Origin of the sequence: Phocaeicola vulgatus ATCC 8482, from assembly GCF_000012825.1 — a bacterium.
GTDB lineage: Bacteria > Bacteroidota > Bacteroidia > Bacteroidales > Bacteroidaceae > Phocaeicola > Phocaeicola vulgatus.
On the sequence record NC_009614.1, the window covers coordinates 2,809,225 to 2,823,837 of the forward strand.

The window sequence follows — 14,613 nt, forward strand, 5'->3', positions numbered from 1 at the left end:
AATATGGATTATACCGATTAAATTATATGCCGATTGAAATGAATGAATTATTTGGAATTGCAGGAAAAGTAGCCGTTATCACTGGAGCCGGTGGAGTTTTAGGCGGTAATATCGCAAAACATTTTATGCGGCAGGGTGCAAAAGTCGTTGCAGTTGATATCCGTCAGGAACAACTGGACAAGCGGGTTTCCGAACTGAAACAATATGGAAATGAGGTGATTGGCGTTGTTGGCGACGTACTTGATGTGGCAAGCCTGGGAAAACTGGCCGGACAAGTACTTTCTCAATGGGGGAAGATTGATATACTTCTGAATATTGCAGGGGGGAATATGCCGGGAGCCACACTTGAACCGGAGCAACACTTTTATGATATGGATATAGCCTGCTGGGAGAAGGTGACCGGCCTGAATATGAACGGTACTGTGTATCCGTCAATGGTCTTCGGCAAAGTGATGGCGGAACAAAAGAAAGGTTGTATTGTCAATGTATCTTCGATGGCCGCTTATAGTGCCATTACCCGTGTACCCGGCTATTCGGCTGCAAAATCTGCAGTTGCTAATTTTACCCAATGGCTTGCCTCTGAAATGGCTTTGAAATATGGTGACAGCATTCGTGTCAATGCCATCGCTCCCGGTTTCTTTATCGGCGACCAGAACCGGAGGGTATTAATTAATCCTGACGGATCTTTGACGGAACGAAGCCGCAAGGTACTGGCCAAAACCCCGATGGGACGCTTTGGGGACATTACCGAACTCAACGGTGCGGTTCAGTTCCTATGCAGTGATGCGGCAAGTTTTATAACCGGTGCATTACTGCCTGTTGACGGCGGATTCAGTGCTTACAGTGGAGTGTGAAGGGGGATATGGAGGCTGACCGGGTGATAATGGGGTGACTCATTTGTTGCCCGGTTGTGTATGTCGGCTTGTTGGTCGTACTTTTAGCTGTACATATATTATCTACTAATTTTCAAATATTGTGTCACGCAATTGTTATTTGTTTTAATTGATACTAGCCTATTCCAAGATGAGATCTTTTCTTTCCATACTCCAGTTGAAGATAGCCGGCGGATACATTCTGCTGCTGGCATTGCTCTGTGCTGTGGTTTTTCTTGTCCGGCTGGAGCATGGAAAGATGGAGGAACTGGATTCCAGGGAACATTCGACCAATATGAGAAGGAAGGCCGTCAACCGGACCTTTGAAAAACTGCTGGAATTCTCCTTCCATGACCATTTCCTGCTGATGCAGGACAGTGCGGATATCCGTGAATGCGGGAACAGTTGTGCGGCGGCTCTGGACGCCTTGAACGGACTGAAACCTTATTATGCGGCAGAACAGCATCCGGCCATAGACACCGTATCCATGCTCCTGCTGGAAAAGGAGCGGCTGCTGTATGAGTTGACGAACACCCTTTCCGGTTTTCCCCGTGCGGACAGCCTTCTTCTGAGAAAGGCTCCCGGAATCGTGCGGCAGGTGCGGGATGCCGGACAGCCGGATACACCGTCGGCAAAGAAAGGCCGGGGCCTTCTCAATGTTCTTATAGGAGGCAGGAACAAGAAGTCCGCTTATGCCAATCGGAAGGAGAAGGAGATGCGGAACCGAAAAAGACAGTCCTCCGTAAACGGAGAGTTCATCCGGCTGCAAAAGGACATGTACAGCCAGTATGCTGACTACCGGAAAAGACTGGAGGCCTGCTCGGACAGCCTGCGGTGCCGCAACCGGGAACTGGACGCACGTATCAGCGGCCTGATACATGATTTCGAACGGGCAGCCGATATGCAATATACGGAGGATATGGAAGAAACGGCGGCATTGAGAAGGCAGTCGTTCCGTATCATCCTTTCTATAGCCGTCATTTCCGTTCTTCTGATAATCCTGCTCTATCTTCTTATCCATGCCGACATCAGAAAGAGGCAGAAGTACCGGATGACACTTGAGGCCGCCTGCTCCCGGAATGAAGAGCTGCTGGTGTCCCGCCGTAACCTGATGCTGTCGGTGAGCCATGACCTGCGGGCGCCTCTCGGTACGGTCTGCGAGTTTGCGGAACTGATGCAGCATGAGAAGGATGCCGGGCTTGTAAGGGAGTTCGCCGCCAACATCCTGCACGCCTCCCGTCATGTCATCGGACTGGCCAACAACCTGCAGCACTACTACAGGCTGGAAGAGGGTAAGGAACAGCCGGAGAATGCCGTATTCCATCTGGGGCAGACTATCGGGAATGCCGTGCGTGTCTATCTTCCCTCCGCTGAAAAGAAGGGGCTCGGACTGACAACGGAAATAAAATCGTGTGATGTGCTTGTCAGGGGCGATTCCGGACGGCTTGTCCGGATTCTCGGCAACCTGCTGTCAAACGCGGTCAAGTTCACGCGTACCGGTTACATCCATGTGGGGGCCTCGTACGGAAACGGCAGGCTCCTGCTGTTCGTGAGGGACACTGGCACAGGTATAGACAAGGAGCGGCAGCAGCTGATATTCTCCGACTTTGAACAGGCCGGCTTCCCCACGGACGGCGGCTTCGGGCTGGGGCTGGCAGTCACCTCAAGACTGGTCTCCCTGCTCGGGGGAGACATCCGTGTGGAGAGTACGCCGGGACGTGGAAGCACTTTCGAGGTCCGGCTCCCCCTCGGTGAGGCCGACATGCCGGATATGCGGGATGCGGCCTCCGGTGACGGCCTCCCGCTCAATATCAGGGTATTGTACATTGATGACGACCGGATGCAGCTGGATGCCGTCCGAAGGATGTATCTCCGTCACGGCATCGAATGTGACTGCTGCACGGACATCGACGGGATGGTCACGACATTGCGGAGGAACCGGCATGACCTTGTCCTGACCGACATGAGGATGTCCGATACGGACGGTTATGGTGTGCTGGCATTGCTCCGCAACAGTAACATAGGCCAGTCCGGAACGCTCCCCGTACTGGCCGTGACCGCCCGTGTCGACAGCGATGCCGCCCGTTTCAGGGAGGCCGGTTTTGCCGGATGCCTGCACAAACCCTTCTCCGGGGACGAACTGATGGCGGCCACACGGGGTGTGGAACGTCCTGACTTTACATCCGTCATGGAGGGCGAGGAACACGCGGACGAGCTGCTGGATATTTTCATCGAGGACACGGAGGCCGGACTTGCCGGCATACGCGATGCGGTCAGTTCGGGCGATTATAAAAAACTCGGAAATATCATACACAAGGCCGTCCCCGTATGGGAGACGATACGGATAGACATCCCCCTGCAGGAACTGGCATATATGGGCTCTCTGCCGCCTGAAAAATGGGCCGGTATGTCGGACGAGCGGATCGGAAGGTTGGTCAGGGCTGTAGAGAATGCTGTAAGGAAGGCCGTAACATTAAAGGAGAAAATGAATGGAGACAATACTCATAGTGGAGGATGACCGTACATACGCACGCGCCACCGCCAACTGGCTGGCTCGAAACGGCATGGACACCCGTTACGTGCTCTCGGCGGACGCCGCAAAGGAGTTTCTGGGCAGCCATGAAGCGGCTCTGGTTCTCTCGGATTTCCGTCTGGGTGACTGCAACGGCGTGGAACTGCTCGAATGGATGAGGGCTCACGGCTACCGTATGCCCTTTCTTGTCATGACGGGTTATGGGGACATATCCGGTGCCGTGGAGGCCGTGAAGAAAGGGGCCGACAATTATCTGCCCAAGCCCGTGCAAACGGAAAAGGTGCTCGGTGTCATCCGCGGACTGTTGGGGCGTGGGAGGAAAAGGACGATGGAACAGAACTTCTACATCTGCAAAAGCCCGCCGGCTGTAAGACTTCAGGAGATGGTACGTCTGGTGGCTCCTGCGGACGGTCTGTCCGTGCTGATACGCGGGGCGTCGGGTACGGGCAAGGAGCGGGTGGCACGGCAGATACACGCTTTCAGCAAGCGTTCGGCCGCCCCTTTCGTAGCAGTGGACTGCGGAGCCCTTCCACGGGAACTGGCCGCATCGGAACTGTTCGGGCATAAGAAGGGGGCTTTTACCGGAGCGGTGGAGGACAAGAGCGGCGTGTTCGCTGCCGCCGAGCACGGGACATTGTTTCTGGATGAGATCGGCAACCTGAATATGGAGACGCAGGTACAACTGTTGCGCGCCCTGCAGGAGAAGCGCTACAGACTTGTCGGTGGAACGGAGGAGATGCATGCGGATGTCCGGCTGTTGGCGGCCACCAACGAGGACCTGGAACAGGCGATAAGCGAGGGACGGTTCAGGGAGGACCTTTTCCACCGGCTGAACGAGTTCCCGCTCCATGTTCCGCCTCTGAAGGACTGCGGGGAGGACATCATGCCGCTGGCCGGATTCCTCCTCTCTTCCGCGAATGAGGAACTGGAAAAGGAAATAAGGGGATTTGACCGGGACGTCAGGGAGGCTTTCGTGTCCTATCCGTGGCCCGGCAATATCCGTGAGCTGAAAAATGTGGTGAGACGTGCATGTGTGCTGGCGCAGGGGGACTGGATCACTCTCAAGGAGATCAGCCTTCCGGTGGATGTATCCCCCTCGGATAATTACAGACTGGATATGGAGCGGACGGAGCAGGAGGCGATACAGAAGGCGCTGGAAATTACAGGTAATGACCGGAAAGCAGCCGCACGGCTGCTGGGCATATCCCGGAGCACGCTTTATCTGAAATTGAAAAAGTACGGCCTGATTTGAAACTGTCCACATTTCTGGACACACCGTGTCCGACGGGAGATTATGGACATGGACACACAATTATACACTGATATTATAACATTCACGTTTTCAAAAGATTGCTTCACACGTTCCGGTATGGCACATCTCTTGCACTTATGGTTATGATAACGGACAATAAAACAGAAACAGTTTTAATTTTAAAATATCAATACCATGAGAACATTGACAAATACACCGCTGTTCGGAATGTTCACCTCTTACGTGGAAGGTTCGGAGCTCATGCCGGGAAACTTGCCTGCCGCCTATGATGATTTTGTAGGACTGCTTACCAATTTGCCGCAGGACGGGGACACGGTAGGACAATTAAGACGCTTGAATTACACAAGAATAGAACTTTCCTTCATGAGGCAGACTAGTGATGTATTGAAGGAGAAACGACACGTGCTCTATGACGTGTTCATCGACAAGGTCCTTTCCCTGCTGGATGCGGAGATAGAAATGCTGAAAGAGTGTTTGCGTCACTATACAGATGATGCCGGTATGGGAATGGAGATCCGCCCGCAGGGCTGCAAGCGTAAATCCGCATTGCGCTGGAACGGTACGGACAGCGACCTGATAGAACTCGTGGCCGCATTGATGGCAGCCGGATCGGTGGACTGTGCGGAGGGAAAGAAACTGACCATTGTGGATGTCATCAGGGTATTCGAGGACGCCTTCAATATCAAGATAAACGCCTTGTATACCAAACGCGGCAAGGTGTTTGACCGCTGTACGGATTCCACGCCCTTCATCGACTCCCTGCGTAAAAGCTATATCAGGATGCTGGACGAGCGGCTGGCGTAAGGATTGTCCGCCAACAGCTGCCAACGGGCGACTTGCAAGCATGTCTTGTTGTGGATTGACGACCGGAATGTTTTCTTTGCAGTCAAAAACTTTAGTAAACAAATCAAGCTATGGGACTATTGAATGACTGGACAAAGCGCTGGCTGGTTCGTCTTACGGGCAAGGCGGCCGAACCGGGCAGCGTGTTCATCACACTGGACGAAAAGAATACTCCGGTGGATGTACGCACGGGTGATGCCACACCGAAAGCGTATGAGGATTATATCGGGAAGACGGTGAGGAACTTCGACAAACGGGGCTACCTACCCGGCTGAACGATTCTAAAAGCGGATTTCGCAGATAAAGGGAAGATACCTTCCCGACGGGGAGAACTGGCGAACTGGTATTTTCATACTCTGGTTCCGGCTATCCATAGACATAAGGCAGTGACGGGAAGGCGGATTCCTTTGAGGGATGCGGCCTATACGCTGAAAACGGGGTTGAAACTGTTCAGCCGCCGGGCATCATCCGCAGCACTGCAAAAAGACAAGCAATATAAAGAGTTTATCCGGCATAACGAGGCTAAAGGCTGGAACAATGAAAGACTGGCCGGTGAAAAGGGGCGGGTGTATGCCGTGGCAACGGATGAGGGCGTACTGTTTTTTTCGGACAGTGAAAAAGGAATGAAAGCACGTAACAGCTATCTGCAACATCTGGCAGACGGATTTTTCAATATGGCCAAAGGGACGGAAACATTGAAAATGTATGAGATGGAGACACCTTCCCGACAAGTGGCGGAACTGGCGGACAACTGCATCGACAAACTGGCGAAAAGCGATTTGCGCAGTGCCGGTACGCAACTGCGCAAATCGGAGTTCAGCTTCACTTCTGAGAAACTGGCAGGAAAAGAAATGCTGGAAGGTGCTGTCTGTACGGACAAATACGACTTAAGACCGGATTACAACAACTTTGACCGGTTAACCAGAGATTTCAATCTGGGCATTTCTCCACGCAATTATGATGTTGCCTCTCTGCTTTATATTTCGGAAAACGGGTATGCCGGTCATGTAGCGGCGGACTATTTTCATCCGTTCAGTTACGAATATGAGTTCAGGGACTTGGCAGAAAAACTGGGTGACAGCATCAAGGCACGGCAATCGGCACCGATGTCGTCACATGATTTCGGCTATGCAGCCTTGCAGATGGAAGCGAAAGCAATGGCAAGAGATATTTTGCAATCGGAGTTCCATATAACGGATGGAGAATTCAAGTTGAGCGGAAGTATCAACCGGGTGGAAAAAACGGAAAGAATACACCCCACCTCTTGTCAACATTCCCAAAAACAAAAGAGGGGTAAATCTTCCGGGGCAGACCATATACGAGAGATTCCGACACTGAATAACAGTCAGCGGCAAGCGAAGCATGTTGCTTCCATTACTCCCGATAAAAAGGAAAAGAAACAGCTAATCATATAGGATTTATGGAAGAAAAGAAAATGCAAGCGGGGGAAAGCGGCAGCCTGTATATGACGCTGGATGCTTTTTACCGCCCCGTTTATTTAAGTATGCGGGGACAGGGAGAAGAAGGATTCTCCCGATATATCAGCAATAACGTACGGTTTCATACCGCAAGCAGGGAATTTGTACCCGACCACTGAATGTTCCGTTTCGATTTCAGAGACAAAAGTCTGATTCCCCCCATACTCGGAACGGATAATGCGGATTATCTGGAACGACTCATGCCGGTATTGGAACGGGAAAGGATTCATCCTTCGGGTGTGGTAAGACTGAGGGATGCGGCATTCTGTGAGGAAAGGGGCATCGTGCAACTGTCATCATCGGCGGAACATACGGCCTTATTGGAAAATGATGACTACAAGCGGTTGGGGCACCGTTTCGGAATGGACGGGGATGTGATAAGGAACGGACTGGCCGTTTTTCCTACTTGCACAGTAGTGGAATACGGACAGAAGGTGTTGCTGCTGGGAAAAACGAACAAAGGGGACAAGGCATTGGAAGAGTTTCTGAACGGTTTGACCGGACACTTTTTCGACGGGAAACGAAAGCCGGAGGAATTGAGATTCCATGAGGTGGCACCGTTGGATGCGGAATTTCGGGCGGAAATCGGAGACTGCAAGACTACTTCACCGGATATACTCCGATACGGGATTTGTACGAAGCGGTGCGATATGGCCCCCACACTGAGGAACTTTAACCGGCTGAGAAACCTGCAACTGATGCGTGCGCCACTCTCAAAGGAGCAGCAGCGGATTGTCTCGCTGCTGGTTACACGGCCGGATAATGTACGGTTCCCGGAGACGGAAGTGAAGACGAGTATGCCATTTAAAAAGAAAGGACAGGGTATAAACATTTAATTCTTTGATATATGGAGAATAAACAGAACGGAACGACAAAAGGCGGCAGCGTATATATAACTGTGGACAAATTTTTCAATCCCGTGCATATCAGCATGAAGGGTACGGGAGAAGAGGGTTACCAGGAGTTCATGCAGGAAGATGTGGAGAAAGCATTGAAAAGCGGGGAAATGCCGGATATGGGCCTGATGTATTATAATGTGCCCGATATGGGTATCGTGCCGCCATTGGAGGAAGGGGACAATGAGGATTACCTGAAAAGGCTGGAAAAGGCAATGGACGAGCATGGAATCATATTGCAGAGATACCAGCGCTTGTCGGAAGTGGTGTATTGCCTGTGAAATGAAATAGACCCGTTTTCGAAGGATGAGACTTATATCCGCCTGCTCACGCCGAAGATATGGACGGAAATAAAGTCGTCACCCGTAGCGGTGGCGGATATGCTGGATGATTTGAAGCACGGGAATAAGTTCTATACGGGTGTTGAGACGGACAAGGGGGTATTGCTTTTCAGCCGGAATTATGAGGGAAACCACCAATACGGGGCCTTTATGGAGGCGAATATCGAGAGGCATTTCTTTGAGCCGGATTTTGAAGGCAGGCCGCTGACTGTATATGAACTTCGGGGATGGCCTTCGTTGATGGCGGGGAAGATAAACCGTTGTTATGATGATTACGATAACCTGTTACCATTGGAGAAGATTCCGTCAGATGCCTTCCTTGATAAATCGGCTCTTAAAAGCATTACGGACAAAGAGGTGTATGACCTTTCACCCACATGGGAGAATTACGCCCGGCTGACGGATAGTGAGAAGGGGCTTGGCCTGCTCCGAAGCATGGACAATTATGACCGGATGACATTGCTGTATATTATGGACAAGGGTTATCCAATGGAAGGGCTGACAAATGAGTATCCGGACAATTTCAGTTTTCATGAAAATTTTGAAAAGATAGAAGGAGCACTGCTGGGCCGGAACAGATGGAACATTTATGACGAGATGCAGGAGAAGGCGAGAAAACTGGCCGGAAAGCTGTTGCGTGAGCATTTCCCCAATACATGGCAGAAAGTGGCGACTAAGGAAAAAGAAGTTTTACGGAACAGTAAAAGTATAAAGATGTAGAAGACAATGGAAGACAAGCAGGGGGGGAAGGCGCATTGCCAGCGGATGCAAGTGGTGCGCCTTTCACTTCTATATTGGGCTTCTGAAATCTTTTGGTTTGAGTAAATATGGAGAAAAGAAATTGGATAGCAATACTTTCTGGTATGTTTTGGGGGACAATGTGCGCCAATGGGTGACTTTGATTCCGGAGGCTTTTCCGGACATGGAAATGTGCTTTACTTTGCTTCACAAATAGTAAAATTATAAATCAGATTTGTTATGGAATTAGTTGTAATTGAAAAAAGTGCGTATTTGCGGTTAAAACAGCAGATTGAAGATTTGTCCACACAGATTGAAGCCGTTAAAAAGAAATTTGGCTCTGTTGAAAAGGAAAAATGAATGGATGCCCAAGAAGTCTGTCTGGTGCTGAATATTTCCAAGCGGAGTTTGCAAAGTTATAGGGAATATGGCATTATTCCGTGTTCTTTCATAGGTGGAAAATATGTGTACAAGGAAAGTGATCTGGCTAGGATATTAACTCAAAAAGGCAAATAGGATATGGATGGGGTAATTACAAAACAGTCAGAAGAGTATATCGGGATGATGGAGATGCTCAAGAAATGCTCCAAGGAGATTTTTGCAATTCAGGATTTGCCTGTTCCTGTAGCCAATGAGGTCTATATGACTGGTGAACAAGTATGTGCCATGTTGCATATATCGAGCAGAACCTTGCAAAAGTTGCGTGATGAAAAGGGGATAGCTTATACTGCCATAGGTGGTAAGTTTCTTTATCCTCTTTCAAAATTGCAATTGTTATTGGAAGAAAATTATAGAAGTTATGTTCGTTAAATCAAGCGTTTGATTTGTATTTATGCCCCTTTTTTACTACTTTTGTAAAAGTAAGAGTGTAACAGGAAGAAAGTTGCAGCATATACGCGGTGAATTATTCGGTGTCATAGGAGTAGAGTCTTTTGGTAAGATGCTGATAATGAGTAGGGGAGATGAAAGTTAATCGTTCCCTGTCTCTCCGCTGGAAAGAATTGCAAAACAAAGAAAATCCCTGTAAATTAATACTTTACGGGGATTTTTTGTTTTTGGTGCATGGCAAAAACAAGCATATCAAAGCATTCTTTCGGTGTACTATTCGGTGTACCTGGTCTTATGCTTACATATGTGATATCTTCATGCTCTCAAAAAAGATCAAGAACTTTTCAAAAAAGACGACGACCTTTTTAAAAAAGAACAGGAACTTTTTTAAAAACGTCTTGGTCTTTTTTATTGTTACCAATGCATCGTAAACCGTCATTCTGTGGAGGTACAGACCTTTCATGCGTACTTTTTGCGGGGAAAAAGCCTAAAACACCCTACTTTATATCAAGTCGAAACGATCTATAAGAAAATGGTATGTGGCTGAAAACAAGTAATTTATGTGGAAATATACTTCAAAACATTGTGAGAGTATGAGAGCATGAATGAGAGCAATTTTTTTTATCCTTACTACATAAACCGTTAATAATAAACCTGTTATATATGCAGTGAGGGCATGAGGGTATACATGGCTCGAACTTTTCTTTGGAATATGCAAAACGGCTATATTCCACGATATAGGAATATATGCCGTTTTGATAGAGGGGAAATTTTTTATGGTATATAATTCCAATAATCCATATTTGTAATGATTTGAACTATAATTTTACGATCTCCTTCTCGTATTTCGTTGGGAGCATTCTGAGATGCATACGATATTTTTGCGCCCACTCCTTTTGCTTTTAACATTTTATTGGGAACTCCTTTCTTTATAAGTGCATTGACTACAGCGTCTGCACGTTTTTGGGATAGATCCATATTGTATTGTGATGATCCTTTTGCATCAGTACATCCTGTGATGAGATATTTTTTGCTTGTGTCTGTCAGCATAATTTGAGCTATTTCATCAATGATAGTAGCTGCTTTAGGAGTTATTTCTGTTTTATCAAACTCAAAATAGATATTGTTGAATAAATCACATAAAACATTGGGCTGGCTTGGAGTTTCTACAATTTGTTTCATGATTATAGGTTTTTCTATAACTTTTTCTATGATTTTTTCCACATATTGAATTTCCGGTTTGACTTTTAGGGATTTACCACCAATGCGCCACATCAATCGAATGCTTCCTTGCCATGAATTGGCTATATGTTTGTATGGCATGATGAGGTAGTCTCCTTGGAGTCCTATGCCAATGTTGTCATTAAGCCACATATTCACGCCTATTCCCAATGAAATAGGGATAAGATTTTGTTTATCTTTCCCTTCTTTAGTATAATCATTTGACAGATTCCATCCCATCTCCTCACTGTTGAATTCTTCCATCCCCTTATAGTTGATCTTAAAATTCTTGTACATATAGTTGGCTCCCATCCGTAGGAAAGGATCAATATAATTTGAATGGAGATATTCACCTAGACGCCACTGTAAACCGATTCCTGCCATACCTAGCCATCTTGATTCTTTACCGTTACGGACAGGATCGGAACTGTAGTCTAATGTTCCTTGTAAATCTAGATAAAAATGAGAGTTAAGTTCACGAGCAAAATATAGATTTCCTCCAAAAATAAAATCTTTTTTATTAGTACCTACAGTGTAACCGCCTTTATTATTAGTATGGAAATTAATGACATTAAAACGTGTCATTTGAAGTCCGGTTGCGCCTATACCTATTTCCCATGCTTTTTTATTATTATCGGCTGCTCCATTCTTTGCATTTTGTTGTGCATTTATAGGTAAACCGAAACATAATACTGAGGTAAAGCATAGTATGAGATGGATTTTATGTATATATATTTTCTTCATATTTTTATTCTTCATAGATAACTTGTACTTCGGGCAACTCATAAGAGCTGCTATAGTTTTCAATAATAAATGTTTTTTCATCCTTTCCTTTTCGGAGATAACCTTGATAATATCTATAGAAATATGAACTGTTGCCACTGTCAATGTATATGGATGAATTTAAAAATGGTGCGAATACTTTGAACGTTGGAACTTCTGCAGAAGATCTGTTATTAGAACTTGATGCTTCTTGTGAGCCAGCTGTTGAGGTATATCTGAATGTGATATATGCCATTTTAAGTTTGCTGGCTTCTTCTTCAGTATATGCTATCGGTTCTACATAGTCCATTCCATTTTCTTTAACGACACGTGTGGTCGATGATTTGTAAATTCTTGTAAAGTCTATTTTTGAAAAATCCAATTCACCTTCAGCAGATGAGAAACTGGGTGCTTCTCCATTGGATATTATTTTTAATTTTAATGTTTTTAGCGTAGGTCCCATTTGATAAGGAGCTAATAAACAAACACCATTCCATTGGAAAGTTTCTCCATAATAAGGTTCTCTAGCTTTTACAGTGTAATAAACGTCACTTCCATCCCAATATTCAGATTGATTGTTTTTGAATTTTCCGGGATTTTCTTGAATGAACCGATAGGTATAAATATAGTAATAATATCCTCCATTATTTGAACTATAACTTTGGTTTGAATATAGTTTTTTGTCTGGCAAAATACTGTTGGGATTATTTTTGTCAGAGACTCTATATGCGTCTAAATTCCTTGAACCACTATTAGGTAAATAAGAAGGGATATTTTGCCATTGGTCTTCCGGATTAACTTTTCGTTGTATATAGAAATATAGATACTGATAATCGTATAATGAATTTGAATTATCGCGGAGGATCATTCTCATGCGTACTCTATTAGGAACATATGTGTTTTTAGCGGATTCTTGCGGCAACTTTCCGGCTAGGGTTACTTCTTTTACCGTTCCCCAGCGTAAGTTTATGTCTTGTATTTCGGGTAAATCTTCTTTAGGTACAATAAACTCTCCGTTTTCATTGGTAATGTAAGTTTTTTCCGCATTGATACCCGGCATGCCTTTTACTTGAGCTTTTGGTGCGATTTGTCCAGTTTCATCATATACTTTATAGAGTACACCTCCATCAGTTGTGCGTACATATTCACCATATTCTGATTGAGAATATTGTGCAATAACATTAGGTATACCCTTAATGATGGTAACTTCTGTTCCCGGTTTTCCTGGTTCTCCGGGTTTGCCGTCTTTGCCATCTTCTCCGTCTTTGCCATCTTTCCCGTGTAGATAGTCATAAAAATCCTTTAACGTATTTTTTTCACAGTCCCATACTCCACCATTTTTGTGGTCAATAAGTGCATCTGTTGTACCGCAAAATTTAGCTAAGTCATTTTTCCACAGTTCATGTGCTGATAAACCATTGCTTCCGTTTATTCCGTCTTTACCAGCTAAATAATTGAAAAAATCATATTCTGAAACTTTGTCAGAAGGCCATTTTTGTCCTGGATTTTTAGGATCATTCATATTGCCTGTTCCTACAGTTTCTTTCCATAGTTCATAAGCGGATTTTCCATTGTTACCATTTGTTCCACTGAGGTAAGTGTAAAAATCTGCCATTGTAATTTTATCTTTGGACCATGCTGAATTATTTTTGTCTTTGATTTTATCATTTTTGACGTCATTTACCCATAATTCGTATGCAGATGCTCCGTTAACTCCTTTTTCTCCTTGAGCTTTTATTCTTGTATCAGTAGTACCTATCCACCAATTTCCGTTATTACCTATATGGGGAGATACGCCATCATCTCCTTTCTCTCCTTGAGCTTTTATTCCTGTATCGGTGGTGCCTATCCACCAGTTCCCATTTTTTATCACCGGGGTAAGTCCGTCCGCTCCTTTATCACCTTGTTCTCCTTTGGGACCTTGCACTGCAATCCCTGTATTGGATGTGCCTATCCACCAGTATCCGTCTTTAATGAAAGGGGTTAATCCATCGCTTCCTTTTTCTCCTTGAGCTTTTATTTTTGTATCGGATGTATTGATCCACCAGTTTCCATTAGGACCAATATAAGGGGATGTTCCGTCTTTACCATTTTCTCCTTTTTGACCTTGAGCCGGAAAATTTGTATCACGATTGCCAATATACCAATTACCATTTTCACCAACATGTGGAGTAATACCATTTTCACCATCTTTCCCTTTTAAATATAAAAAGAAATGTTCCATTGTTGTTTGGTCTTTGGGCCAATTTATATTGCCGCCAGCAACAGATTGTTTCCATAATTCATAGGCGGAAAATCCGTCTTTGCCATTAATTCCATCCTTTCCATCTTTGCCGATAGCTTTGATTTTTGTATCTTTATTGCCGATATACCAATTCCCATTTTCGCCAATATGAGGTGATTCTCCGTCTCTTCCGCTAAGAAAATCCCAAAAATCGGCTTCTGTATTTTTTGAAGAAGGCCAAATGAGCGAAGGGTCATGAGGGTTGGTGACATTACCTTGGGTGATCAGGATTTTCCATTGATCGTATGCAGACATTCCATCTTTTCCTTTGTCTCCTTTTTCTCCTTTAATATAAACTAAAAAGTCTGCTAAATCAACTTGGGTGGAAGGCCAGTTTATATGACCGGTTTCAACTTCTTCTTTCCATATCTCATAAGCGGATTTGCCATTGGTTCCCTGAGGACCTTGGGGTAATTCAAAATCAATACTGCTGCACGAGAAAAAAAATGTGCAAAGTAGCACTGATAATACATAAATTTTGCATTTCTTCTTTGTATACATGACTGTAAATTATTAAAAATGAATTGTTCTTTGTTGTTACATA

At 45.6% G+C, this 14,613-nt stretch carries 14 protein-coding genes; 12 read left to right on the plus strand and 2 right to left on the minus strand.

All coding sequences use genetic code 11. The features are described 5' to 3' along the window. The first annotated feature begins 38 nt into the window (after positions 1–38). The 12 genes from BVU_RS10960 to BVU_RS11010 all read left to right on the plus strand — a co-directional run bounded on the left by BVU_RS10960 (position 39) and on the right by BVU_RS11010 (position 9,784). Positions 39–854, plus strand: a complete 816-nt coding sequence (locus BVU_RS10960; protein WP_011965499.1) for an SDR family oxidoreductase — start codon at positions 39–41, stop codon at positions 852–854. Positions 855–1,023: 169 nt separating this feature from the next. Further along, positions 1,024–3,390, plus strand: a complete 2,367-nt coding sequence (locus tag BVU_RS10965; protein WP_011965500.1) for an ATP-binding response regulator — start codon at positions 1,024–1,026, stop codon at positions 3,388–3,390. After that, positions 3,362–4,657, plus strand: a complete 1,296-nt coding sequence (locus BVU_RS10970; RefSeq protein ID WP_011965501.1) for a sigma-54-dependent transcriptional regulator — start codon at positions 3,362–3,364, stop codon at positions 4,655–4,657. The genes BVU_RS10965 and BVU_RS10970 overlap by 29 nt, the downstream gene beginning before the upstream one ends. Positions 4,658–4,852: 195 nt before the next feature. After that, a complete protein-coding gene (locus tag BVU_RS10975) occupies positions 4,853–5,482 on the plus strand; it encodes an RteC domain-containing protein (RefSeq protein ID WP_011965502.1) in 630 nt (209 codons plus the stop codon). A gap of 110 nt (positions 5,483–5,592) precedes the next feature. After that, positions 5,593–5,796: a hypothetical protein gene (locus BVU_RS10980; protein ID WP_005831600.1), complete on the plus strand. Its 204-nt coding sequence runs from the start codon at positions 5,593–5,595 to the stop codon at positions 5,794–5,796. A gap of 111 nt (positions 5,797–5,907) precedes the next feature. Beyond that, a complete protein-coding gene (locus BVU_RS10985) occupies positions 5,908–6,936 on the plus strand; it encodes a DUF6047 family protein (protein ID WP_041174448.1) in 1,029 nt (342 codons plus the stop codon). A 5-nt stretch (positions 6,937–6,941) separates the two neighbouring features. Continuing rightward, positions 6,942–7,118, plus strand: coding sequence for a hypothetical protein (locus BVU_RS22540; RefSeq protein WP_011965504.1), 177 nt, complete (start codon positions 6,942–6,944; stop codon positions 7,116–7,118). Beyond that, positions 7,119–7,835, plus strand: coding sequence for a DUF6047 family protein (locus BVU_RS10990; RefSeq protein WP_011965505.1), 717 nt, complete (start codon positions 7,119–7,121; stop codon positions 7,833–7,835). Between the two features lie 11 nt (positions 7,836–7,846). Continuing rightward, positions 7,847–8,176, plus strand: a complete 330-nt coding sequence (locus BVU_RS10995) for a hypothetical protein (protein WP_005831592.1) — start codon at positions 7,847–7,849, stop codon at positions 8,174–8,176. A 57-nt stretch (positions 8,177–8,233) separates the two neighbouring features. Next, the gene (locus BVU_RS11000) at positions 8,234–8,956 is read left to right on the plus strand and encodes a DUF6047 family protein (RefSeq protein WP_241510230.1); all 723 of its coding nucleotides are present in this window, start codon (positions 8,234–8,236) and stop codon (positions 8,954–8,956) included. A gap of 378 nt (positions 8,957–9,334) precedes the next feature. Then, on the plus strand, positions 9,335–9,490 hold the full coding sequence (locus BVU_RS11005) for a helix-turn-helix domain-containing protein (RefSeq protein WP_005831584.1): 156 nt from the start codon (positions 9,335–9,337) through the stop codon (positions 9,488–9,490). Positions 9,491–9,493: 3 nt separating this feature from the next. Next, a complete protein-coding gene (locus tag BVU_RS11010) occupies positions 9,494–9,784 on the plus strand; it encodes a helix-turn-helix domain-containing protein (protein ID WP_005831582.1) in 291 nt (96 codons plus the stop codon). Positions 9,785–10,576: 792 nt separating this feature from the next. On the opposite strand, the gene BVU_RS11015 is transcribed toward BVU_RS11010, so the two are convergent. Further along, positions 10,577–11,767, minus strand: coding sequence for an OmpA family protein (locus BVU_RS11015; RefSeq protein ID WP_005839047.1), 1,191 nt, complete (start codon positions 11,765–11,767; stop codon positions 10,577–10,579). 4 nt (positions 11,768–11,771) lie between these two features. Beyond that, positions 11,772–14,570 (minus strand): hypothetical protein, encoded by a 2,799-nt coding sequence (locus tag BVU_RS11020; protein ID WP_005839049.1) that lies wholly within the window; start codon positions 14,568–14,570, stop codon positions 11,772–11,774. Between the last annotated feature and the right edge of the window lie 43 nt (positions 14,571–14,613).

What these genes read in the sequence shown, in the direction of transcription:
- BVU_RS10960 (WP_011965499.1), top strand. Translation starts at nt 39, where the DNA reads ATGAATGAATTATTTGGAATTGCAGGAAAAGTAGCCGTTATCACTGGA.
- BVU_RS10965 (WP_011965500.1), top strand. Translation starts at nt 1,024, where the DNA reads ATGAGATCTTTTCTTTCCATACTCCAGTTGAAGATAGCCGGCGGATAC.
- BVU_RS10970 (WP_011965501.1), top strand. Translation starts at nt 3,362, where the DNA reads ATGGAGACAATACTCATAGTGGAGGATGACCGTACATACGCACGCGCC.
- BVU_RS10975 (WP_011965502.1), top strand. Translation starts at nt 4,853, where the DNA reads ATGAGAACATTGACAAATACACCGCTGTTCGGAATGTTCACCTCTTAC.
- BVU_RS10980 (WP_005831600.1), top strand. Translation starts at nt 5,593, where the DNA reads ATGGGACTATTGAATGACTGGACAAAGCGCTGGCTGGTTCGTCTTACG.
- BVU_RS22540 (WP_011965504.1), top strand. Translation starts at nt 6,942, where the DNA reads ATGGAAGAAAAGAAAATGCAAGCGGGGGAAAGCGGCAGCCTGTATATG.
- BVU_RS10990 (WP_011965505.1), top strand. Translation starts at nt 7,119, where the DNA reads ATGTTCCGTTTCGATTTCAGAGACAAAAGTCTGATTCCCCCCATACTC.
- BVU_RS10995 (WP_005831592.1), top strand. Translation starts at nt 7,847, where the DNA reads ATGGAGAATAAACAGAACGGAACGACAAAAGGCGGCAGCGTATATATA.
- BVU_RS11005 (WP_005831584.1), top strand. Translation starts at nt 9,335, where the DNA reads ATGGATGCCCAAGAAGTCTGTCTGGTGCTGAATATTTCCAAGCGGAGT.
- BVU_RS11010 (WP_005831582.1), top strand. Translation starts at nt 9,494, where the DNA reads ATGGATGGGGTAATTACAAAACAGTCAGAAGAGTATATCGGGATGATG.
- BVU_RS11015 (WP_005839047.1), bottom strand. Translation starts at nt 11,767, where the DNA reads ATGAAGAAAATATATATACATAAAATCCATCTCATACTATGCTTTACC.
- BVU_RS11020 (WP_005839049.1), bottom strand. Translation starts at nt 14,570, where the DNA reads ATGTATACAAAGAAGAAATGCAAAATTTATGTATTATCAGTGCTACTT.